At 33.8% G+C, this 23756-nt stretch carries 19 protein-coding genes and 4 pseudogenes; 9 read left to right on the forward strand and 14 right to left on the reverse strand.

Annotated features, from left to right (window positions below):
- The first annotated feature begins 173 nt into the window (after positions 1-173).
- The 4 genes and pseudogenes from AAGD87_RS04770 to AAGD87_RS04785 all read left to right on the forward strand — a co-directional run bounded on the left by AAGD87_RS04770 (position 174) and on the right by AAGD87_RS04785 (position 4251).
- Positions 174-662 carry a transposase gene (locus tag AAGD87_RS04770; RefSeq protein ID WP_151807721.1) on the forward strand — a complete coding sequence of 163 codons (489 nt, stop codon included), beginning with the start codon at positions 174-176 and terminating at the stop codon, positions 660-662.
- A 136-nt stretch (positions 663-798) separates the two neighbouring features.
- Positions 799-1032 (forward strand): hypothetical protein, encoded by a 234-nt coding sequence (locus AAGD87_RS04775; protein WP_010962507.1) that lies wholly within the window; start codon positions 799-801, stop codon positions 1030-1032.
- Positions 1033-1092: 60 nt separating this feature from the next.
- Positions 1093-2832 (forward strand): single-stranded-DNA-specific exonuclease RecJ, encoded by a 1740-nt coding sequence (recJ, locus tag AAGD87_RS04780; RefSeq protein ID WP_010962506.1) that lies wholly within the window; start codon positions 1093-1095, stop codon positions 2830-2832.
- Between the two features lie 109 nt (positions 2833-2941).
- Positions 2942-4251: pseudogene (locus AAGD87_RS04785) on the forward strand (IS4 family transposase).
- 622 nt (positions 4252-4873) lie between these two features.
- On the opposite strand, the gene AAGD87_RS04790 reads toward AAGD87_RS04785, so the two are convergent.
- The gene (locus AAGD87_RS04790) at positions 4874-5749 is read right to left on the reverse strand and encodes an Rpn family recombination-promoting nuclease/putative transposase (RefSeq protein ID WP_077188055.1); all 876 of its coding nucleotides are present in this window, start codon (positions 5747-5749) and stop codon (positions 4874-4876) included.
- Positions 5750-5982: 233 nt separating this feature from the next.
- Between AAGD87_RS04790 and AAGD87_RS04795 the strand changes: the two are divergent.
- Both AAGD87_RS04795 and AAGD87_RS04800 read left to right on the forward strand, forming a co-directional pair.
- Positions 5983-6105: pseudogene (locus AAGD87_RS04795) on the forward strand (XRE family transcriptional regulator); the annotation flags it as partial.
- 73 nt (positions 6106-6178) lie between these two features.
- Positions 6179-6334, forward strand: coding sequence for a hypothetical protein (locus AAGD87_RS04800; protein ID WP_338482159.1), 156 nt, complete (start codon positions 6179-6181; stop codon positions 6332-6334).
- A gap of 187 nt (positions 6335-6521) precedes the next feature.
- On the opposite strand, the pseudogene AAGD87_RS04805 reads toward AAGD87_RS04800, so the two are convergent.
- From AAGD87_RS04805 to AAGD87_RS04815, 3 genes and pseudogenes are all read right to left on the reverse strand, one after another.
- Positions 6522-6779 (reverse strand): annotated as a pseudogene (locus AAGD87_RS04805) (IS256 family transposase); the annotation flags it as partial.
- 79 nt (positions 6780-6858) lie between these two features.
- Positions 6859-8168 (reverse strand): annotated as a pseudogene (locus AAGD87_RS04810) (IS4 family transposase).
- Between the two features lie 260 nt (positions 8169-8428).
- Positions 8429-9235 carry a folate-binding protein gene (locus AAGD87_RS04815; protein WP_341817443.1) on the reverse strand — a complete coding sequence of 269 codons (807 nt, stop codon included), beginning with the start codon at positions 9233-9235 and terminating at the stop codon, positions 8429-8431.
- A 186-nt stretch (positions 9236-9421) separates the two neighbouring features.
- Between AAGD87_RS04815 and AAGD87_RS04820 the strand changes: the two genes are divergently transcribed.
- On the forward strand, positions 9422-9703 hold the full coding sequence (locus tag AAGD87_RS04820; protein ID WP_173862895.1) for a co-chaperone GroES: 282 nt from the start codon (positions 9422-9424) through the stop codon (positions 9701-9703).
- Between the two features lie 100 nt (positions 9704-9803).
- Positions 9804-11453 (forward strand): chaperonin GroEL, encoded by a 1650-nt coding sequence (gene groL / locus AAGD87_RS04825; RefSeq protein ID WP_010962503.1) that lies wholly within the window; start codon positions 9804-9806, stop codon positions 11451-11453.
- Positions 11454-12015: 562 nt separating this feature from the next.
- On the opposite strand, the gene AAGD87_RS04830 is transcribed toward groL, so the two are convergent.
- The 9 genes from AAGD87_RS04830 to AAGD87_RS04855 all read right to left on the reverse strand — a co-directional run bounded on the left by AAGD87_RS04830 (position 12016) and on the right by AAGD87_RS04855 (position 21250).
- Positions 12016-15138: an AsmA-like C-terminal domain-containing protein gene (locus AAGD87_RS04830; RefSeq protein ID WP_338481566.1), complete on the reverse strand. Its 3123-nt coding sequence runs from the start codon at positions 15136-15138 to the stop codon at positions 12016-12018.
- A complete protein-coding gene (gene rnhA, locus AAGD87_RS04835) occupies positions 15131-15568 on the reverse strand; it encodes a ribonuclease HI (RefSeq protein WP_151807582.1) in 438 nt (145 codons plus the stop codon). Before rnhA ends, AAGD87_RS04830 begins: the two co-directional genes overlap by 8 nt.
- Before the next feature lie 175 nt (positions 15569-15743).
- Positions 15744-16631 carry a heme o synthase gene (locus AAGD87_RS04840; protein ID WP_182309217.1) on the reverse strand — a complete coding sequence of 296 codons (888 nt, stop codon included), beginning with the start codon at positions 16629-16631 and terminating at the stop codon, positions 15744-15746.
- Position 16632: 1 nt separating this feature from the next.
- A complete protein-coding gene (gene ctaD / locus AAGD87_RS04845) occupies positions 16633-18183 on the reverse strand; it encodes a cytochrome c oxidase subunit I (protein WP_341817444.1) in 1551 nt (516 codons plus the stop codon).
- A gap of 15 nt (positions 18184-18198) precedes the next feature.
- Positions 18199-18963, reverse strand: coding sequence for a cytochrome c oxidase subunit II (coxB, locus tag AAGD87_RS04850; RefSeq protein ID WP_012673173.1), 765 nt, complete (start codon positions 18961-18963; stop codon positions 18199-18201).
- Between the two features lie 1236 nt (positions 18964-20199).
- Positions 20200-20364, reverse strand: a complete 165-nt coding sequence (locus AAGD87_RS07835) for an IS3 family transposase (RefSeq protein WP_080717620.1) — start codon at positions 20362-20364, stop codon at positions 20200-20202.
- The gene (locus AAGD87_RS07840) at positions 20354-20518 is read right to left on the reverse strand and encodes a DDE-type integrase/transposase/recombinase (protein ID WP_156768648.1); all 165 of its coding nucleotides are present in this window, start codon (positions 20516-20518) and stop codon (positions 20354-20356) included. Before AAGD87_RS07840 ends, AAGD87_RS07835 begins: the two co-directional genes overlap by 11 nt.
- 84 nt (positions 20519-20602) lie before the next feature.
- Positions 20603-20944: an IS3 family transposase gene (locus AAGD87_RS07845; protein WP_095866567.1), complete on the reverse strand. Its 342-nt coding sequence runs from the start codon at positions 20942-20944 to the stop codon at positions 20603-20605.
- A 21-nt stretch (positions 20945-20965) separates the two neighbouring features.
- Entirely contained in the window at positions 20966-21250 is a 285-nt protein-coding gene (locus AAGD87_RS04855; protein ID WP_038198869.1) for a transposase, read from the reverse strand.
- A 580-nt stretch (positions 21251-21830) separates the two neighbouring features.
- On the opposite strand from AAGD87_RS04855, the gene AAGD87_RS04860 reads away from it, so the two are divergent.
- The gene (locus tag AAGD87_RS04860; protein ID WP_341817445.1) at positions 21831-22742 is read left to right on the forward strand and encodes an Rpn family recombination-promoting nuclease/putative transposase; all 912 of its coding nucleotides are present in this window, start codon (positions 21831-21833) and stop codon (positions 22740-22742) included.
- Here AAGD87_RS04860 and AAGD87_RS04865 read toward each other — a convergent pair.
- A complete protein-coding gene (locus AAGD87_RS04865; RefSeq protein ID WP_341817446.1) occupies positions 22731-23657 on the reverse strand; it encodes a hypothetical protein in 927 nt (308 codons plus the stop codon). The genes AAGD87_RS04860 and AAGD87_RS04865 overlap by 12 nt on opposite strands.
- Positions 23658-23756 lie beyond the last annotated feature (99 nt).

Raw genomic sequence — 23756 nt, forward strand, 5'->3', positions numbered from 1 at the left:
TCAAGAAGGTTTAAGAAACTTAATATTAAGATAAATGATTGCAGAAAATAATATGGAAGATATCGAAATTGCTATAGACAGTACAGGAATTAGTATATACAACAACATACAGCAAGGAAAATAGCACTGACAGAAAATATCGTGGCTATGAGCAAACGAGAAAATTGCACGTAATGTTGAATATAAACAACAAAAAAGCCATAGCTGTAAAATACAGTAACGGTGTCTACTCTGATCACTATGGAGCTTGTGATTTGCTAAAAGAAGTTGATTTTCAGCATGCCATAAAAGCACTATATGCAGATAGAGCATGTGATAGGCACAAGTTTTATAAGTTGTGTAACGAATATGATATAAAGACAAAAATTCCACCAATAAACAATGCGGCAGAACATCCAGAAATAGATTATATGTCTGACAGGAATGCTGCTATTAGGTTAATAAAATTATACGGTGAAGATGGCATGAAAGAATGGAAAAAAGAAGTAAATTATGGGAAAAGATCTTATATTGAAGGGTTTTTCTCAAGATTAAAGCAAATATTCGGATTTAGTTTTAGGAATAAATCTGAGATAAATCGAGAAAAAGAACTGCTAATCAAATGCTATTTGCTTAATAAATTCACTGATATTGGTATGGCTAAATTTGAGATAGTTACATGAATTTACCATAAATCACCATCTCATAAAGTGTGATGCAACAAAGCCATCCCAGTGTCAGCTACTCGGATGACAAAAAAAGGAGCACTGGGATGACAGGAGAGGGAGGCTACTTGGATGACATCATAGGGGCACTGGGATGACACCATTCTTTTTCCTGGATCCAAATAGTCAAGGCACTGGAATGACAAAAAAAGGAGGCACTGGAACGACAAAGTGGAGTGTCTGCTTCTGTCATCCTATGATAGCTAAAAAGACCTGGTCACGCGCTGGAATGACACCGAAGGGGCTACTGCCCTCTTGGATGGAGACCAGTGTCAGCTACTTAGATGATACCTTTTTTCTACTTAGTTTAGGTTATGCAGAAGTCTAATACAATTATAGAACAAGCTTAAAAATTCTGGTAAAGTAGTTTTATTTATAAAGAAAGAATATGCTACTTGAAATTGAAAAGCGCAGCATAACAAATGCATTGTGGAAGTTGCAAGAAGCAGATCAAAGGCAAATCTTAACTCTTACACAGAGATTTGAGTTACCAGAAATATTAGCAAGAATATTGGTTACTCGTGGTGTTAACATAGAAAATGCAAGCGACTTCTTATATCCACTAATCAGATCGCTATTACCAGATCCCTTTCACCTTCTTGATATGGATAAAGCTGTTTCTCGTATAATACGGGCAATAAAAAATGATGAAAACCTTGCAATATTTGGTGACTATGATGTTGATGGTGCAACGTCGTCAGCATTGATTAACAGGTACCTGAGAGCAATCGATATACACTCTATAATCTACATTCCAGATCGTGTTGATGAGGGTTATGGATTAAACACAGATGCTTTATTACAACTTAAAAAGAATGGAATTGATTTATGTATTTCCGTTGATTGTGGTACGCTTGCATATCAACCAATAGAAGATGCAAAGGCTTTTGGTCTTGATATTATAGTTGTTGACCATCACCTTGGTACGGAAAAATTACCAAGCGCCGTAGCAGTTGTGAATCCAAACCGCCTTGATGAGAGCTCTCCTTATAATAACCTAGCAGCAGTTGGAGTGTCATTTCTGCTAATTGTTGCTCTTAATAAAAGCCTACGTGAGCAAGGATTTTTTACCAACAAAAAAGAACCAGATTTATTTGATCTGTTGGATTTGGTTGCCCTGGGAACTGTCTGTGATGTTATGCAGATCACAGGCCTCAATAGAGCACTTGTCTCACAAGGATTAAAAGTTATGTCAACAAGAAAAAACGTTGGCTTGCGTGTTTTATTTGATGCTTTGGGAATCCTTGAAAAACCAAGTGTTTCTCGATTAGGGTTTAGTATTGGGCCATGCATAAATGCTGGAGGAAGAATTGGAGAAGCATCGCTTGGTGCAAGGTTGCTTTCCACCGATGATGATGAAGAGGCACATTCAATCGCGCTAAAATTAATAGATTTGAATAATGCAAGAAAAGTGTTAGAAAATGAGGCTCTCTTGGAAGCTACAGCACAAGCGGAAAAGTCTGCCCAATCAGGTGCGAATTTTATAATGATAAGTGGCAATTGGCACCAGGGAATAATTGGTATAATTGCATCAAGGTTAAAGGAGCAGTTTCACTTGCCAACAGTAGTGATATCTTTAAATAATGGAATAGGAAAAGCAAGCTGTAGATCAATTTTGGGAGTTGATATCGGTGCTGCAGTCCTTTCCGCAAAGTTTATAAATTTGATTATTGAAGGTGGTGGACATAGTATGGCGGCAGGATTTTCAATTAAAGAAGACAAAATAAATGATTTGCATGATTTTTTTACTGAAAGATTTTCAAACTCTATAAATGAGAAAACTTTAAAAGCTGATAGTATAGTAACTGCTAAAGCAATAAATTTGTCTTTATGGAATCAATTGCAACGCTTGGGACCATTTGGAGTTGGAAATCCTGAACCAAGGTTTATTATCCAAGGAGCAAAGATAAGAAAGCCTGAAGTTATAGGAGTTGACCATATAAAATGTTTTATTGCTGATGATAATGTTATGGTAAGAGCTATTGCATTTCGTTCTGCAAATACTCATCTTGGCTCTGCTATCATGCAGGGTAATGTTAAAGCTATTTTGGGTAAAATCTCTATGAATTACTGGAATGGCAATGAATTTGTACAATTTTTAATAGAAGATGTATTGACCATTAGTTGAGTGTATCTGTTCAGCAGAGCATACGCGTCAAGTTAAGGAAATAAAGGTATGAAAGAGATAGAATAATAAGGTATAAGTTCTCCCAGATATACTTTTAGTGAGAGAACCAATGAATAAAATAACTTGCTTATCAAAAAAGCTCAAAGAATTTTTTAATGAAAAAGCAGAGAAAATCTCAATTACAACAAGGTTTATAAAAAGAAAGAGAAAGCTAAAAGGTTCATCATTCGTAAAAGCCATGGTCTTGGGTAATATAGGAGTTGATAATTGTAGCGTAGAAACAATGTGTCAATTACTAAACGAGGACTCGATAGATATAACAAAACAAGGTTTGGATTTTAGATTTACTGAAGAAGCAGTGGAATTTATGAAAAGGATGTATAATGAATCTGTGATTCTCTTTAAAAATATCTTGCAAGTTGATTGCAAAATCTTACAGCAATTTAATAGTGTTAAATTATTGGACAGTAGCTATATTACTCTACCTAACAGTATGGAAGAGATGTATAAAGGTTATGGTACTAGCTACAGTGGCTATGAAAGCAATACTAAGTCTGGAATAAAGTTACAATTAGTTTTCGACTACATGAATCAGATAATAGACCAACTTAATTTAACGGAGGGGGTAAGATCAGACCAGGGATATAGGAAACATTTAAGTAATATATTAAGCAATGATTTGCTAATATCTGATCTCGGTTATTTTGTGCCAAGTTCTTTTAAACAAATCAATGAAATAGGAGCTTATTTCATAAGTCGTCGATACCAACATATATGATGTAGAAACAAATCAAAAAATGGAGTTATTAGAATGTTGAGAGGATAAGTTATTTTTAGAAAACGAGGTATTGTTAGGAAAAGAAGCAAAAATTAGAGTAAGAATTATATGTCAGAAACTAACTGAAGAACAGTCTATGGGCAGAAGAAGGAAAGCTAATAGATTAGCAAGATCGCAGATCCTCTAAAAGAAATCAAAAATTGTTGAACTGGTCAATATTTATAACTAATGTTCCAGAAAATAAAATTAGTGCTGAGCAAGTATTAACGATTTACAGAGTAAGGTGGCAAATTGAGTTATTATTTAAATTGTATAAAAGCCATATCAGGCTTGATAAGCTAAAAGGAAAGCCATGCAGAGTATTATGTGAACTATATGCTAAATTGTGCGCAATTCTTATATTTCACGGCATAGTTGGTTGCACAGAAGTGAAAAAGAATACAGAACTTAGCTTAACAAAGGCATTTATTGAGCTAAAAAGGCGGGTTAGAGAGTTATTTTTAGTATTAACCAAAATTAATAGTTTAAAAGCATTTCTTAAAAAACTCACTATAACTTGGTCGCGATTTTCATTAAAAGACAAACGTAGAAGGGCTAGAGTATCCACTTTAACCTCTCTAAATTTGCTCACAATCTCTTAACTTGACGCGTATGGTAGGCAAAACTGGCTCATTTTCTTGCATAAACACCCTCACAAATAAACATACAAAAACTTACTTCAACCAATACAACAACGAAATCACTATCATACAATCAACACCACGATTAATTAATTGCCTACAATACTGCAAGCCACTTACTTATAAGACTACGATATCAACTATGCTTTTATTGTCAAAAATTATTTGACTAAAATAAGGATAAAAATTTTATTTAGGTTTATATCTTCTATGAAAGTGTAATTGTATATAAGTTCTCTAATTGCATAAAAGTCAATAATAATTTTTTATATCATGAAAAATATTTTTTGATGTAAAATTCAGCTCTAATACAACCTTTTATTTACTATCGTATTATCTTATTCAATCAAAAGGTATCCGTTCAAGCAATGGCGTTAAGTTAAGGAAAGATTGTCTAGTATAGCAAAATTTAAAGTAGGTGTTTTATTTGTTACATTTATTTTTTAGAGCATTTTTATCTAGAGTAATCGTATAAACCACTAACCTTATTAATTACTATCTAAAGTGGTTTTTTCCATCCCCTTTTTTTCTTTATGCCACTTTCCCTTAACTTGATGTATATGCTTTTTTGAACATTTTCGTATTAATCCTTTAATTTTCGGATCTCATCTAAAGAGAGGCCAGTGATTTCAGCGATAACATCAATAGAGACACCGGCCTTGAGTGAGTTTTTTGCAACTTCGATTTTTTCTTCTTGTCTACCTTTTTCTTGACCTAACCTAAGACCCTCATCAAATTTTTGAGCTAAAGCAGCTACCTCATCCATTATACGTTTTTTCATTTGTTCATATGCTAGTAACTCTTCTTCTGACCAATTAAACTTATTCATTTCTTCATAAGCTCGTTTTATTATTACGTCACTACCAACTATCTTATCTAGATCCTCTTCCCTTGTTTCTGCTGCATATCGGAAAAAATAACACCATTTTTCTACTATATTTTCTAGTTGGTCTTCTTTTGTCTTTATAAATTTAGGTAGTTCTATGAATACGAAGTAAAAATCCTTTAAGTCATGTTCAAAGCTATTTTGATCTAAAATGACATGATTAGATTTGTACTCAGTCTTATCTGGAAAAATAATACAATCAGCAACAGCTATGAAGATAATTTCCTTGAGATTATGATAATTATCACCTTGATCAGCTTGACTTGAGTAGGCTTTAGCAGCATAATATTGAGCACGTTTTTCGAAGCCTTTGGTCTTAGTGAACTGCATTTCTATAATATATCTGGAACCTTGAGAGTCTTTACAAAGAACATCAACAATACTCTGCTTTTTAGCGGCAATTTCAGGGTCCAAAATGGTAGCTAAGAATTCAACATCGTGAATAGCAGCTAAACCAGTAAAGCCTAAAATATCGTTCAAGAAATGAATGAGGATATCTTTATTCTTTTCAGTGCCAAATATTCTTTTAAAAGCATAATCATTGCGTGCATCAAGAAATTTCGAAAGAGCCATGAGAAAAAAAACTAAAAAGCATTAATAATTATACACAATTATGAAGAAATATTCAACTAAAATTCAAACATAGAAAGAAGCATCCCTCTTGTATATCTTTATTTGGTAGTATAGCTCTTTTTACAATAATCCGAACAGATCATAATATGCTACTGCTCTACCATAGCCATAAGCACATATCTTATCCTATTCGGACTATTGCGAGAAGTGCTATATTAACCTGTATAATATTTATGGCAAATATCTCGATAAGGTACAAAATAGCACAAAAAGTAAGGAGCTGGAGGTTAAAGAGAAAATATACTCTGAAAGACTTAGTAGACAAAACAAGCATAAACTACCACACGCTGCTAAGATGTATTAAACAAGATTTAATCTGACACTTTAAAAAAGTAAGTTATAAAATAATAAAAGAAAGGAGTGTTAGAAATGAATACAATACAAACAAAAATATTAAAACCAAAACTAGGTTTATTAGAGCTAGCAAAACAGCTCGGGAATGTATCTCAAGCCATACGCGTCAAGTTAAGGAAAAGTGGTATAAGGAAGAAAGGAAACGAAAAAACTATTTTATATATTAAGTAATAAAGTTATTAATTTATAGATTCTTCTGAAAAAATTATCTTCTTCTAGATAAGAACTCCCTAAAAAAATAAATGTAACAAATAAAATGCCCATCTCAAATGTTGCTATATTTCACGATATTTCCTTAACTTGACGCGTATGGTTCAGCAGAGTGGCAAAATAGGTAGACAAGATAAACCAAAAAATCAAGAAGAAGTGAGTGTGCACTTGTCCGTAAAGTCTTTCCATTTCTCCCATTTCTTCGATTATTCTCTTCACTTTCAGCTAATAAGTGATTTTCTATTTCACCTTCCAAACTTGCCTCCAGCAGCTTTTTTATAAGTGGTGTAAATGCTCCATCCCTTCCTGTTAATGGTCTGCCTTCCCTTATTGATGACAGTATATTTGCTTCCAGTTCTTTGTAATCTACCAAACCGGTAGTTCTGTTTACTACTTTCTGACTCATTGTCAAACCTCCATTTTTTTATATCAATTTATTACTTTTTTTTCGGTTTGACACACTTTTTTGAACCATACGCGTCAAGTTAAGAGATTGTGAGCAAATTTAGAGAGGTTAAAGTGGATACTCTAGCCCTTCTACGTTTGTCTTTTAATGAAAATCGCGACCAAGTTATAGTGAGTTTTTTAAGAAATGCTTTTAAACTATTAATTTTGGTTAATACTAAAAATAACTCTCTAACCCGCCTTTTTAGCTCAATAAATGCCTTTGTTAAGCTAAGTTCTGTATTCTTTTTCACTTCTGTGCAACCAACTATGCCGTGAAATATAAGAATTGCGCACAATTTAGCATATAGTTCACATAATACTCTGCATGGCTTTCCTTTTAGCTTATCAAGCCTGATATGGCTTTTATACAATTTAAATAATAACTCAATTTGCCACCTTACTCTGTAAATCGTTAATACTTGCTCAGCACTAATTTTATTTTCTGGAACATTAGTTATAAATATTGACCAGTTCAACAATTTTTGATTTCTTTTAGAGGATCTGCGATCTTGCTAATCTATTAGCTTTCCTTCTTCTGCCCATAGACTGTTCTTCAGTTAGTTTCTGACATATAATTCTTACTCTAATTTTTGCTTCTTTTCCTAACAATACCTCGTTTTCTAAAAATAACTTATCCTCTCAACATTCTAATAACTCCATTTTTTGATTTGTTTCTACATCATATATGTTGGTATCGACGACTTATGAAATAAGCTCCTATTTCATTGATTTGTTTAAAAGAACTTGGCACAAAATAACCGAGATCAGATATTAGCAAATCATTGCTTAATATATTACTTAAATGTTTCCTATATCCCTGGTCTGATCTTACCCCCTCCGTTAAATTAAGTTGGTCTATTATCTGATTCATGTAGTCGAAAACTAATTGTAACTTTATTCCAGACTTAGTATTGCTTTCATAGCCACTGTAGCTAGTACCATAACCTTTATACATCTCTTCCATACTGTTAGGTAGAGTAATATAGCTACTGTCCAATAATTTAACACTATTAAATTGCTGTAAGATTTTGCAATCAACTTGCAAGATATTTTTAAAGAGAATCACAGATTCATTATACATCCTTTTCATAAATTCCACTGCTTCTTCAGTAAATCTAAAATCCAAACCTTGTTTTGTTATATCTATCGAGTCCTCGTTTAGTAATTGACACATTGTTTCTACGCTACAATTATCAACTCCTATATTACCCAAGACCATGGCTTTTACGAATGATGAACCTTTTAGCTTTCTCTTTCTTTTTATAAACCTTGTTGTAATTGAGATTTTCTCTGCTTTTTCATTAAAAAATTCTTTGAGCTTTTTTGATAAGCAAGTTATTTTATTCATTGGTTCTCTCACTAAAAGTATATCTGGGAGAACTTATACCTTATTATTCTATCTCTTTCATACCTTTATTTCCTTAACTTGACGCGTATGCTTTTTTGAACATTCCCGGAAATGCAGAAAAAAAATGTTCAACATTATATCAGGAGTCCTTGTCGTTTTAATCTGCACAGATTGCGAAGTTAAATGAAATAGCTTCACTGTTATGATAAGGGCGCTGGCGAAGGGTGTCAAGCAAGTTTTTCGTTTCTATATGCGCTACCTTAAGACTTCAACGTCTTAACGCACCTAACTCCATCTGCATATAAATTTGCATGGCTCTTTCCAGTATTAAGCAATGCAAATCCAATGTTGTCTACACTAGAGCGCAGTTCCCCTATTTCCTCATTATTTTCATTTGTCACTTTAGTGCCAATATCTGGAAGTGCGTTATCTCCCTCAACAAGGTAAAGTTTTCTTCTGAATATTTCTTGTCTGCTCATTCGATTTACGACTTCCTGACCTATATAACACCCCTTATTAAAGCTTATACCGTTTACTTTATCGATTAAAAATTGCAGTGGAAATGATGAATTCTGCACCATATCTTTCGCTCCATCTGGAACGAGATTTTGAATTCTAACTTTTTCATACTGAGTAAAATCCCCAACCGGCTCTTTTATTTCATCTTTATGTATGATCCTCATTCCTAGCAGCTTGTGCCTTGGATCTTGAAAAATAACTTGTGACTTACCACTACACTCCGCCAACTTAGTATTAAACAAAACTCCAACCTTATATAGTGCGCTAACGTCTTTAATTTTCACTTTCAAATAAGTTTTAAGCAAATCCAGTTTCTCGATTATTTGCTGCAAGTGCATGTTTTCGCACTCCAAGAGGGTGTATTCACCATATTCAATAAGAAAAAAATCATATAGATATTTTCCCTGAGGGCTAAGCAATAAAGAGTAAATGGCTTTTTGGCTATCCAACTTATTAATATCATTGGTTATAATACCCTGCAGAAAATCTCTAGTGTCAGGCCCATATAGCACTATCACACCACGACTTAAAAATGGTATATAACTCATGAAATCTCTATAAATAAATCTAAATTTTATTATATAACATTAGGCTCTTTTAGAAACTGCTTTTGGCGTGCATATTTTATAATGGCGTGCATATTTTACAAGCTCCAGCCCTTGAAATCTAACTTACGAGTATATATATATAAACTTATAAGTTAATTTGTTGATGAGGAAAAACAAATGTCAAGTATAAGTTTAAATGTATTAGATGATAGCGTGCTGATCAAGCCTATTAGCGAAGAAAAGCAAGGTGGAATTGTGCTTCCATCAAGTGCTGAAAAGAAACCTACTAAAGGTGAAGTTATAGCAATTGGTGAAGGTTCACGCAATTCAAGTGGCGAACGCGTAACTTTAACTGTGAAAGCTGGTGATAAAGTGTTCTATCGCCAATGGGCTGGTACAGAAATAGAACATAATAATGAGAAGCTTATCGTGATGAAAGAGTCCGATATACTTGCTGTCATTAAGTAGCAGTCTTTATTTTACTAAACTGAAACAAAGCGCAACATAGCGCATTGTAAATGATTTTATTATAGTTTTCTAAATTTTTTATTAACAAGAGGTGATAAAAATGACTAATGTAGTAGTATCAGGTGAGCAGTTGCAAGAAGCCTTTCGTGAAGTTGCAGCAATAGTGGATTCAACGGTAGCAATAACTGCAGGACCTAGAGGAAAAACAGTAGGGATTAATAAGCCCTATGGAGCACCAGAAATTACAAAAGATGGTTATAAGGTGATGAAGGGTATCAAGCCTGAAAAACCATTAAACGCTGCGATAGCAAGCATCTTTGCACAAAGTTGTTCTCAATGTAACGATAAAGTTGGTGATGGTACAACAACGTGCTCAATACTAACTAGCAACATGATAATGGAAGCTTCAAAATCAATTGCTGCTGGAAACGATCGTGTTGGTATTAAAAACGGAATACAGAAGGCAAAAGATGTAATATTAAAGGAAATTGCGTCAATGTCTCGTACAATTTCTCTAGAGAAAATAGACGAAGTGGCACAAGTTGCAATAATCTCTGCAAATGGTGATAAGGATATAGGTAACAGTATCGCTGATTCCGTGAAAAAAGTTGGAAAAGAGGGTGTAATAACTGTTGAAGAGAGTAAAGGTTCAAAAGAGTTAGAAGTTGAGCTGACTACTGGCATGCAATTTGATCGCGGTTATCTTTCTCCGTATTTTATTACAAATAATGAAAAAATGATCGTGGAGCTTGATAATCCTTATCTATTAATTACAGAGAAAAAATTAAATATTATTCAACCTTTACTTCCTATTCTTGAAGCTATTGTTAAATCTGGTAAACCTTTGGTTATTATTGCAGAGGATATCGAAGGTGAAGCATTAAGCACTTTAGTTATCAATAAATTGCGTGGTGGTTTAAAAGTTGCTGCAGTAAAAGCTCCAGGTTTTGGTGACAGAAGAAAGGAGATGCTCGAAGACATAGCAACTTTAACTGGTGCTAAGTACGTCATAAAAGATGAACTTGGAATCAAGATGGAAGATCTCACGCTTGATGATCTTGGTACGGCTAAAAATGTTAAAATTACTAAAGATAATACCACAGTTGTCAGCGAAAACAGCGATTCTGACAGTGTGAAAGCTAGAATCGAGCAGATTAAATCTCAAATTGAAACTTCAACTTCTGATTATGATAAAGAAAAGCTAAGAGAACGTTTAGCGAAATTATCAGGTGGCGTTGCTGTGCTCAAAGTTGGTGGAGCAACTGAAGTGGAAGTTAAAGAACGTAGAGATAGAGTCGAAGATGCGCTGCATGCAACAAGAGCTGCAATTGAAGAAGGCATAGTTCCAGGTGGTGGAGTTGCGCTTCTTTATGCTTCATCTGTTCTCGACAAATTAAAAGGTGCAAGTGACGAAGAGCAAATAGGCATAAACATTATCAAGAAAGTTCTCAGTGCTCCAATTAGAAGGTTAGTTAAAAATGCTGGTCTTGAATCTGCTGTTATAATTGACTATTTGATTAAGCAGAATGATAAAGAGCTTATATACAACGTTGAGGCTATGAATTACGCTAATGCATTTACAGCTGGTGTGATTGATCCAGCAAAAGTGGTGCGTATTGCTTTTGAAACAGCGGTATCTGTTGCGAGTGTGCTGATAACTACTGAATCTATGATAGTTGATGTACCAAGCAAAGAAAATGCTTCATCTCCTATGGGTGCAGGAGAAATGAGTGGCATGGGTGGATTCTAAGTAGAATGAAACCGTGGAGCAATTGCTCCACGGTAGTTCCAAAAAATCTCACATTTTACTATTCGTTAAAGGTAATACGTTTGGTGCAGAAATGCACTACTGTTTGCATCCGTTTCACTCCTTTATATTGTGGTTGTCTAATAACAAAAAGGCAGCATAAGAAAACTATAACCCCTAGTATATTTATACTATAGCTGACCCAAGCAACACGTCATACCGCGATTCATTCCACAACTGTACGAACATTACAATATGGCACATAGTAAACGATGTCATGAAAGTAGCTGACACTGGAATGACACCCTTTTGGATGGAAACCAGTGTCACGCACTGGCATGACACCCATTTGTTCCTATAGTTGTCTTTTCTCGTCTACCTTATTTTGCCACTCTGCTGAACAGATACAATTTACAACCACCCCCCTACCCTTTTTAGTTGTTCAGCAAATATAGAGAGGTTAAAGGGAGTGGTATTACTTAAACAACTAAATAAAAAACCAGGTAGATCATTCTGAAATTCTTGCATTTTTGTCCATAATTTTGTTAAATAACTTCCCTTTTGGTCATATCGAACCAAATTTCTTTTTCACACCACCTTTTAAGCCACTTTCGTTAGTTTTTGTCATAATGCGATCAAACACTCCCAATAACCTCTTTAATAGGTTTGGAGTTAGCGAAGAGATAAGATCAACAGATACGTTATTGTTTTTGTCATCACCACTTGCTTTATAGTCTATTGAAACGATTCCCCTACTTTTCCCACCAGTAAGAAGTTTTCCAATTATAGGAATTTTTAACAAAGATTTATTAATTGAATATGCTGGTATTACTTGTCCTGCAACCTGGAATTTATAATTTCTAATATCGAGCTTACCACCAGTGCTAATACCTAACTCCGCCCCTTCAAGCCAAGATTCTTCAATTTCAATAGTGCCATCTTTGTATGAAAAAGGTGCATTACATTTGTAAAAGTATACACCTTCATTTTTTATGGCATTTACAATGCCAGGCAATGAAGACATCGACAATAAAGTAGTAAGTAGTGGAGCATCTTTGATGTAGAAATTGCTAATGGATAACGTACCATAATGTTCTCCACTTTCTCTCTGAGGAGAGAGATAAAAAGACAATTTGCCGTTTTTAATTGATTTACTAATGCCTAAGGAACGCAAAAGCATACCTGAATTATCCGCATATATTTCGAGCCCTATTCCACTGTATTCTGCTAGTATGTTGCTGCTATCTTCCAGAAACTGCCCTGTAAATTGACTTCCATTGCAATTACCTTTAGTACAGGTTACATTCAGCTTAGCATTTTTGATAACGATGCCTTCTTTCATAATTACATTGTCAACATTCATACTAATCTCTATATCTTTATTTAATCCATTACTGTTTTTGCCAAGCAAGCCTAAAATATCACTTAAGTTAATTTCCTCACCATAAATAGTTATGGCATTTTTCTCCTTACCTGATTCAATTTCTATACTAAAATCATTATCAGGCAATTTAAAGCTACTAGAATTTAAATATAAATTTCCATTTTCTACTCTTCCGCTGAATTTTATATCTAGGTCATTTCCTACAATGTCTAATTTATCTACTAACAATTCACCTGCTCCTTTTAACCTTGTAGAAAACAAAATTTTATTGTGATCTTCAAAGCGATTTTTCCACCCTAAGTAGCTTGAATGTGATTCAAATTCTGATAAATCTATATCACCATTAACATACCCCGTCTTATCTTGATTTATCACTGACTCTAAATTTGCACTGACATAGCCACTATCAAAATTAAATATTTGAGCGGGTAAATCTCCGGTCAAATTCCAGGCGAAACTTTCATTCCTATTGCTACTTTTCAGGTCAAATAATAGCTGTGTGTTATTCACCATACCACTACCATTTAAATCTATAAAGTCACTGCCAAAACTAAGCTTAATATCATATTTACCAAGACTTGCATTATAGACGGCCAAATTGTCAATTTCAGAATGAAAATTTGCTGAGAAGTCTACTTTTTTGTCATCAGCATTTAGATTAAAAATGCGAAAATTAAATACGGATTTTGCCATTCCACTTACTTTATCCCTTTCAACCTTCACCACATCATCCAGCTTAAATCTTATAGGCTCATATAAACCATACGCATCACTTACAGCTTTGCCATTAATGGTTAGAACTGAATCTTCCTTATTTAGAGATTTCATTTCAATATCACCACCATTAACAGTGAAATTCTGAAACTTAGCGCTATTTACAGTAATTTCAAGATCGTTATTCTTGATGATCAAATCACCCTTTAATTCCTTTACTTGCTCAAAATCTTCATCAAATTTTACGCTACCGTTTTCTATATCAGCAACAATTACAATGTCTGACAGATCGTCATCAACCAAATTGTTAATTTTGCCATTGAAACTTACAATGGTATTTAAAACATCCCCATCAATATTATCACAATACCAGCTTTTAAATTTACTATTTACTACACTATCTGGTATATAAGTACATAAATCCTTTGCAGCAAACTTACTAATATTAATTCTAAGCAAAGCATGACTTGTACCAAAGTTCATTTTGCCTATTAAAGAGAGATACGTGTCATTTAACTTAAAATGGAAGTTTTTTACACTAATAATTCCACTACTATATGTTAAATTTATATTTACATTAGTTAAGGCCAAATTTTTGTTCAAATAATTTTCTGTATTTAATACGTATATATTTCCATCTACAATTTCATCCTTTTTATTAATTTTCACTGAGAAGCTTCCTTTGAATCCTATATTTTTGTCCAAATTGTAGCTTTTAACTAATGTAGAAAACTTGCTCAATAGTCCCAATTTTAGATCATAAAATGTCCCGTACACATTTAGCAAATTGTTGCGATTTTTTATCGTAATTGATAAATCATCCAAAAATCCCTTTCCATCTTTTGTATTCACATGAATATCTAAAACATTAAAATCTTCCCCCTTCCCTATATATAATTTATCAATAAAAAATTCATCTTCTGTGCTTTTATCAATAGCGATGTTAGTAAATTCAATTTTTGAATCCGCATTTAAGTCAAAAAAAAATTCCCTTATTGTTTTTAATAGATTTTTTGCACTACTTTCTGTCATCTTGAAATTCTTCCCTGTCATCCCAGTATCTTTTTTTCCTGTCATCCCAGCACTCGTCCTTGTCATCCAAGTAGCTTGACTACTTGTTTCTTTTTTTCTAGATTCCAGCGTCACGCGCTGGAATGACACCGAAGGAAGGCGGTTACTACTTAAATAATGATTATCCAAAAGGTCTAATGAGTTTTGCGGATTAACATTAGTTTCTTCTCTCTTGATACATACATGCACATTATCAGCTGAAACCTGAGAGAGATTTGTGCTAGCTTTAAATAAGGAACTTAACTTAAAATGTACAAAAAGCTCAGGAACTTTTATAGTAAAATTAGGGTTTGCTATTGCCAAATCCGTAATGACTAAATACGGATCTTTGCCATCTTTCTGCCAAACAACTGAGGTATTCTCCATATTAACGCTTGAGCCAACAAATATTTTTGATATTTTATGTTTAACATAAAAATCAATATAATTAATATTGATTTCTAAAGGCTTAAAAAAAATAAAGAAGCACAATATGAATAATAAAGCTACGGAAAATAATATAGTAATTTTTTTAAGCATCGATTATTGCTTTTCTTGCTAAACTATCAGCCTCCTCATTATACTTATCGCCACTGTGTGCTTTAACCCACTTCCAATCAATTTCGTGTTGTGAAGCAACGTTGTCTAGCTCTTTCCACAATTCCATATTTTTTACTGATTTTTTATTACTTGTTTTCCAGCCATTCATTTTCCACTTATTTATCCATTCTGTTATGCCATGCTTAACATAAAGACTATCCGTATATAAATTAATATTACAAGAAAATTTCAATACTTTCAGCCCATTGATCACCGCTGTTAACTCCATTTTATTGTTTGTGGTATTTTCTTCTCTACCATAAATGTCTTTTCTGTAATCTTGAAATAATATGATAGCTGCCCATCCTCCCGCTCCAGGATTACCAGAACACGCCCCATCCGTATATATTGTCACTTCTTTTTTACTCATCTTTGTTTATATCGGTTAACAAAGTATATAGTTGCTTTTATGAAAGCACAATTTCTAAAGGTAGTTTAAGCTGCACCTTTAAATTTTATTATAGAAACAAAAAAAAGTGTGACAACGAGCATTACCAAAAGGAAAAGTAAAAAATAGTTTTTATGCTTCTGCCGTTCTTTCATAACTAAAATAAATCAATAGAACAAAAAATAATACTGGCGAATAGGGAAAATAGATAAGAAATTGAATAAGAAAACATTTTTTTCTGTGAGCTGTGATTCTTGAACTTCATAACAGATACAGCGTACCAAATAAAAACGCAACCTTCAAAGGTTGCCATGCTTAGATAAAGTAAAGCCTTTTTCAAAAATAGAGCCGGAAGCAAGCTAGTTAGCACCAGCAAAACACTATAAATTAATATATATTTTCTTGTTTTTTCCGGACCATAAACAATATTGAACATTGGAATTGATGCCTTTGCATAGTCTTCAGACTTATTTAAAGATAGGGCCCAAAAGTGTGGTGGAGTCCACATAAAAATTACTAAAAATAAAATGAAACTTTCCCAACTTACAGAATTAGTCACAACTGCCCAGCCAATCATTGGAGGGAAAGCACCTGCTGCACCACCGATAACGATATTCTGCGGAGTACGCCTTTTTAGCCAAATTGTATATATGAAAACGTAAAATAATATGCTAACAGCAAGCAAAGCAGCAGAAATATAGTTTACTGCTATTGCCATGATAAATACTGACAATATTCCAAGAGTTATACCAAATTCAAGCGCACTTTCTGCAGAAACTCTACCTGAGGGTATAGGGCGGTTTTTTGTCCTTTCCATGAGCAGATCTATGTCTCTGTCATACCACATATTTATAGCACCTGCAGATCCTGAGCCAAGAGCAACACATATAAGAGATATTAGTGCTAGAAAAGGGTGCATACTACCTGGTGCAGTAACCATACCAGCAACTGCAGTAAATACCACAAGATACATTATCCTTGGCTTCAGCAAACGCCAAAAATCCAGTATTGTTGATTCAACATTTAGCAAAACACTTGTGTACATTCTATTTTACCACTGGTGGTTTTTCGAAAGTATGAAAAGGCGGTGGTGAAGATACCGTCCATTCCAAGGTGTCACCTCCCCAAGGATTATCTCCAGCTTTCTTGCCCCATTTAAAAAGATGTATAACTATAAACACAAAAAACATAACTGAAACAAAGGACATATACGAACCAATTGAGGATATATAATTCCAAGGGATAAACGCATCAGGATAATCAGGTATACGCCTTGGCATACCAGCTAATCCTAAGAAATGTTGAGGTAAAAAAGTGATATTGGTGCTAATAAAAGTAAGCCAAAAGTGGATTTGACCTAAGTGCTCATTATATTGTTTACCCGACATTTTACCAATCCAATAATAAAAGCCAGCAAAAGCTCCAAATAATGCAGCAAGTGACATGACATAATGGAAGTGAGCAACAACATAATAGGTGTCGTGCAGGAGCTTATCTATTCCACCATGAGAAAGAATTATTCCCGTTATGCCACCGCCAATAAACATAAAAATAAAACCTAGTGCAAATAGCATAGGGGTTTTAAACTCAATTGCTCCGCCCCACATAGTTGCAATCCAGCTAAAGACTTTTACACCAGTTATAACACCGATAAAAATTGTGGTAGTGCTAAAAAATGCAGCAGTGTCAGCACTAAGCCCAACAGTGAACATATGATGAGCCCAAACCATAAAGCCAAATACTGCTATACCTATCATTGCATAAACCATCCCTATGTAACCAAATACAGGTCTGTGAGAAAAAGTTGATACAACCTGACTTATGATGCCAAATGCAGGAAAAATAATTACGTAAACTTCTGGATGACCAAAAAACCAAAATAAATGTTGAAATAACACAGGGTCACCACCACCGGCAGGATCAAAAAAGGAAGTACCAACATTGCGATCAGTAAGAAGCATAGTTATAGCACCGGCAAGCACCGGTAAGGCAACAATCAACATAAATGCTGTTAGCAAGACAGACCAAACAAATAGTGGCATCTTAGTCAACGACATGCCTTTCGCACGCATGTTAAATATAGTAACTATAAAGTTGATCGCCCCAACAATTGACGACATACCAGCAACATGAAGTGCAAGTATAGCAATGTCAACTCCTGCACTTGGATGGGACATTACCTGTGATAAAGGTGGATATAAAGTCCAACCTGTACCTGGACCTTCACCAATAAACACTGAGAGAATGAGCAAAATAAAAGATGACACTAATAACCAAAAACTTAAATTATTCATACGAGGAAATGCCATATCTGGTGCGCCAATCATGAGAGGTACAAACCAGTTACCAAATCCTCCCATGAGGGCTGGCATTATCATAAAAAACACCATTATCAACGCATGCCCTGTAACCATTACGTTATATAATTGATAGTTATTGTTAAGTATATTAATGTGCATTAGCTGAGTGCGAATAATCACCGATAATAATCCACCAATAATTCCAGCTAATATGGAAAAAATAATGTACAGTGTCCCTATGTCTTTATGATTAGTGGAAAACAACCAACGCTTTATGCCCCTTGGTACGTCACTCATATCTATACTCCAAATTTAACTCACTAATTTTCTATTTTCAATCCACTTATTAAAATCTTCTTTGCTTACTGCTTCAACAACAATTGGCATAAATCCATGGCCTTGACCACACAATTCATAGCACTGCCCGTAATAAACACCAGACTTTTTGATATTAAACCACGCCTCATTCAGCCTACCTGGTATCGCATCAATTTTTACACCAAAAGCCGGTACTCCCCAGCTGTGTATCACATCTCCTGCTGTAACTTGTAAACGAACATTAGTATTAATGGGTAAAACGATGTTGTTATCAACAGAGAATAGCTTTAAATCTCCTTCGATAAAGTCTTCTTTTCCCTTAATATAACTATCAAATGACACACCTTGATATTCTGGATATTGGTAACTCCAATACCATTGATGGCCAATAACTTTCAGTGTTATATCAGCTTTCGGTATTTCTTCCTGTAGCTTCAGTAATTTAGCGTTTTCAAAGGCTAATATTCCAACAATGATAGTTGGTATAACAAACCAAATAATTTCTAAAGGAACACTATGGGTAGTTTTACTTATGTTTGTTACTTTGCTTTTACGAAAGCGAAACGCTATATAAGCAAGCAGCGCCCACACAAAAAGCATTATTGTAACCATCACAAGCATCACAAACGAATGTGACCTAACTACAGCCTCCATTACTTCAGTTGCAGGAGCAGGAAATCCAAATTGCCAGGAAGTAGGAGCAGAGGCAACAGATATATTTGAGTAAAATATTATCAATAGTGCAAATAACTTCACCATATCTTTTGTTTGTTTGCTATAAAACTAAGTGATATACTGTATAATAGTATATATAAACTTACTATGCAAATAGAGATTAGTGATGGTTAATAATTTTTTAGCATTCAACAAGTATAATAGTACAATACTAATTGAGGAAAAAAGCATTTACATAAATCTATTGTAAGTAAAAATATTATAATATTTTAAATTAAGTATTTACTTTAAGTAAATTCTATAATAAGTTTAATAGTGTCTGTTACTGCTAATAACCCTCTAGCCTCACACCTAAAAGCAGTAACAGACACTATTAAACTTTATGACAAGTTTATAATCTGTAAGATCAAAGTCTTACAAGTTTCTTTATTTCATTATACATTGCAGTTTGTTAATTAACTTTTAATGCCTATGGTGGCATTTACAGCTTGGACCAAAGGTTTATGTATTATAGAAAATAATTATAAAAAAAACACACTATTTGTATACCATACAAACTTTTTTTATTCTGCATAGCTGAGTTACTAGATTCTGTAAACGAAATCTTTAGAGAAGCCAAATGGGCAAAGTTTCATGAAGGTCTTTGGCATCTCTTAGCATAGATCCCTTACTTAACCATCATACCGCGATTCATTCGCAGTATCTCAAAGCATAGATCCCGCTAACAAGTAGCGGGATGACGATTGTCGTTTAGCCATAAACATTAAGAAATTTACCAAATAAAAAAAAAGGCAAAAGAAGCCCTGGGGTTATTATCCGCTTTAAAATATTGGCGTTTTTTATGTTTTAAACGCTTGACAAGAGAAATTCAGCTGCTTTTAATTGCAACTAACCTACGCTGCAAATGTTTAAGAAATTTACTAAGCAGAAAAAAAGACAAAGAATCCCCGAGTTAGCTAGTCTTTTACTATCTCTGTCGAGTATTGGCATTTTTTGATGTCTTGTAACGCTTTATAAGCGCGTTTCGGCTTATATAGGTAAAAACCCAGAAATTTTTAAAGACATGCGATGCACGTAGTGCGAAAAATTAAACATGAGACGCCAAATACCCTAAGTTTGACTCGCGACATAATGTTGAACATTTTTTTTTGCATTTCCAGAGCAAGTTCTTGAAACCTAAACATTATATGTACATCATCATGATCAATTCTAATGCATCTAACTAATGCTATGATGACCTTACCCAGAAAAAGTGGAGAGAAAGTTTGGAATGTTTTTTACAAAAAGAATGATGCATCAAATTGTTCTGGAATGCAATAGTTAATAGTGACGTTGTTTGTTATAAAAAATTTCTATATATTCAAATATAGCAGTTTTGATATGCTGTTTAGAGTGCCGAGAGGTGTCTATTGGTAACTCCCTTTTTAGAGAACTGAAGAAGCTTTCCACAACAGAATTGTCGTAACAACAACCTTTATAACTCATCTATGTTTTTTATGGATAAGAGATATTGATAACCTTGCGAAGTATATTGTGAACCTTGATCACTATGTAATAGTAGATTTTTGGCAGGTTTACGCTTGTTAACGGCCATTAATAAAGAGTCCATAACCAATTGTTTATTTATTGAACTGCTCATTAACTACCATGCGTGAATATAGATCGATTATTGTTGCCAAATATAGCCATCCTTCTTTGGTTTTTATATAAGTAATCCCATACTTTATTTGGTTGATCGACAATAAAGTTTTGGTCTAATATATTGGGAGCTACTGTCCGTTTGTTGTTTCTTAATTTTAAATTTTCTTCTCAATATAGCCTGAATACCATTTTTCTGCATAATACTTTGCACTGTTTTTAAGTTGCAACTTTTACCCAAAGCCTTTAATTCAGCATGAATTTTAGGAGCTCCATATCTACATTTAGAAGCTTGATATATTTTTTGAATATCTGCTAATAACTCTTTATTTGCTGATTCTCTACTGCTTATTTTCCTTGTAGTCCACTTATAGTAGCCACTAGCAGAAAACCCTACATAATTCCTGCACTTTATAGTGTTTACTATGCTCTTTTATGAAAAAATATTTTACTCTTTTTGACTGGCCAGGGCTTTTTTTAAAATGTCTCTTTCTCTTGTTACTTTTGCTAACTCTTTCTGTAAATCAAATCTCTCTTTGTCATAAGGTGCTACATCTGGAAATGCATTTGCCGCTGACTTTTTTTCGTTATATTTCTTCATCCATTTTCCTAATACACTATCCCTTATTCCTAGATCTCTTGCTACTTTTGCAACTGGTTGACCTACCTTTCTTTGTTCATTTGCCAGCTTAACAGCTTCCAATTTGAATTCTGCCGTATATTCTCTTGCCATTTCTAATCCTCCAAAATTTTATTTTACCCAAAAAAACTCCTTTCTTTCTCTCCACTTTTTCTGGGTAAGGTCAATTCGGAACTCTATTTCTTTTTTACGATCTTTACTTTTATTCTTATTGTTCATATAATATATCCTTCACTAATAATAAATTATTTTTAAATGTTTACTGTTATTTTCTTAGCAGTATTGGCATAAAGCCATAGCTTTTGGGTGAAGTCAAATCAAATTTTCAATTTTTTTTTGTTTATTTTTTTATGAAAAGGTAGAAGATATTAATAGCTGCTAATTTCTTTAAACGATGTTGTCGTAGATTCGTATTTTTATACACCAAAAAGGGTATCTTTGATGTCTCCTACAGCTCCAAACTCATAGCATCCATTTGCCAGCCTTTTAAGGCGCTTTATAGAAGGGTTAATAAAAGATGTACAAAAGGACGTCTAAGGTGCGTAGTAGCATTCTAAAGCCATCTATGGGAGACATTTTTTTCATCAACGCATTCAAAACTTAAAAAAATAAAAAACTTGAACATTTCTTCAGAATTGTGTATAATTATTAATGCTTTTTAAGGTTCTTTCTTATGACTTTTTCTAAGTTTCTTGATCCCAAAAATGATGTATCGTTTAAGCGTATCTTCGGTACTGAAAAAAATAGAGATATCCTTATTCACTTCCTCAATGATATTCTTGGCTTTACTGGTAAAAATGAAATAAAGGATATAGAGTTTTTAAGTACTATTCAAGACCCCGATATCGCCGCTAAAAAGCAAAGTATTGTTGATGTTCTCTGTAGAGATTCTACAGGTGCTCAATACATTTGCGAAATGCAGGTCGCTAAAACTAAAGGCTTTGAAAAACGTGCCCAATACTATGCTGCTAAAGCTTACTCAAGGCAAGCTGATAAAGGTGACCAGTATCATAACCTTAAGGAAATTATCTTCATTGCTATAGCAGATTGTGTACTGTTTCCTAATAAATCTGAGTACAAATCAAAGCATACTATTCGAGATGAAGACACTAATGAGCATGATCTAAAAGATTTCTATTTTATATTTATTGAGTTGCCAAAATTTCCAAAGAATAAGGAAGATCAGTTGGAAAATATAGTTGAAAAATGGGTTTATTTTTTTCGATATGCAGATGAGACTAGTGAAGAAGAGCTGGAAAAAATAATAGGTAGTGATGTAATAATTAAAAAGGCCTATGAAGAGCTAAATAGATTCAACTGGTCAGAAAAAGAATTTATTGCCTATGAACAGGAAATAAAACGTACTCTTGATGAACAGGCTGTCCTCGCTCAAAAACTTGATGATGCTACTGAAAAAGGTAGAGAAGAAGGTAAAGAAGAAGGCATCCAAATCGAACATGAAAAAGGCAGAAAAGCAGAGAAAATCGAAGTGGCAAAGAACTCACTTAAGGCCGGTGTCTCTATTGATGTTATCGCTCAAATTACCGGCCTTTCGATAGATGAAATTCAAAAATTAAGGAATTAATACTTTACCTTGACCTCTAGCTTGAGTTAAATGACATTGAACAGAAGTATTATTTAGATAACTTTTAGGCTCCAAGCTTATTTGTTGTTCTTTTACGTCACTCACTTCTAATCTGCTTAACATTTGTTGCATTAATTGATTTATTACTGGGTCTATTCTTCTATTAAATTCAGCCATAAACTTATCAAACTTTTTCGGACTTAATCTACCGGGATCTCCTGGTTCTCTACCAGGCAATGCTTCCTCTGCGTATGATTTTAAAATCCCTGAAATTTCATTAAATTCACCACTCCTAATTTTTTCATTAATCTTCTCAAATAATTTCTCAAAATTAATATCTAAGCGGTGCATTTTTATACCACCTTTCGATTCAGCTTGCTTCTCTAATACTTCCTTGAACGACTTTATAATATCCGATGTGTAAAAAAGAGCCTTTACAGGATTAACATCAGAAAACTTAGGAAGAGGACACTTTTTATCTAGAAAAGCTTGTAACAAGAAAAACATCAAGCTAGCATTATTACTCGCACAAACTTCACGACTAAATTGGCTAGTATATTGGATATTTGGGTTTCTTACTGTATCAGAATGATTGGAGCTACTTCCTGCTGTACCAGAACGGCTAGAGCTATTTTCTGAAAATAAAGGCAACGCAGCCCTTAAAGGGGAAGAGATAAACTGAAAAACACCTTTAACAGCATCTATCCATGAAGACGGCTTACTTGCTCCGCTTGTAGCTCCTATTTTGTTATAGCCTATTTCGTCACTTTGCGATGAATTGTCTGATGCATTATCATAAGATAGATCACACTTAGCTTCTTTTGTAATACTATATTGTACATCACGCTTCTTGCGAGTAGATCCACAATCCTCAATTTTCCATTGACATGGACTATCTTTGCCCCTGGCCTCCAAGTAAATACTCTCCTTCTATCCCTATCATGGCTAAGATAATCACTAGCAGGATATAAATACTCATTAAAATAAGTGCTTTTTATATATATGTTGTTACCT

Source organism: Wolbachia endosymbiont (group A) of Pherbina coryleti (genome assembly GCF_964026875.1).
GTDB classification, from domain to species: domain Bacteria; phylum Pseudomonadota; class Alphaproteobacteria; order Rickettsiales; family Anaplasmataceae; genus Wolbachia; species Wolbachia pipientis.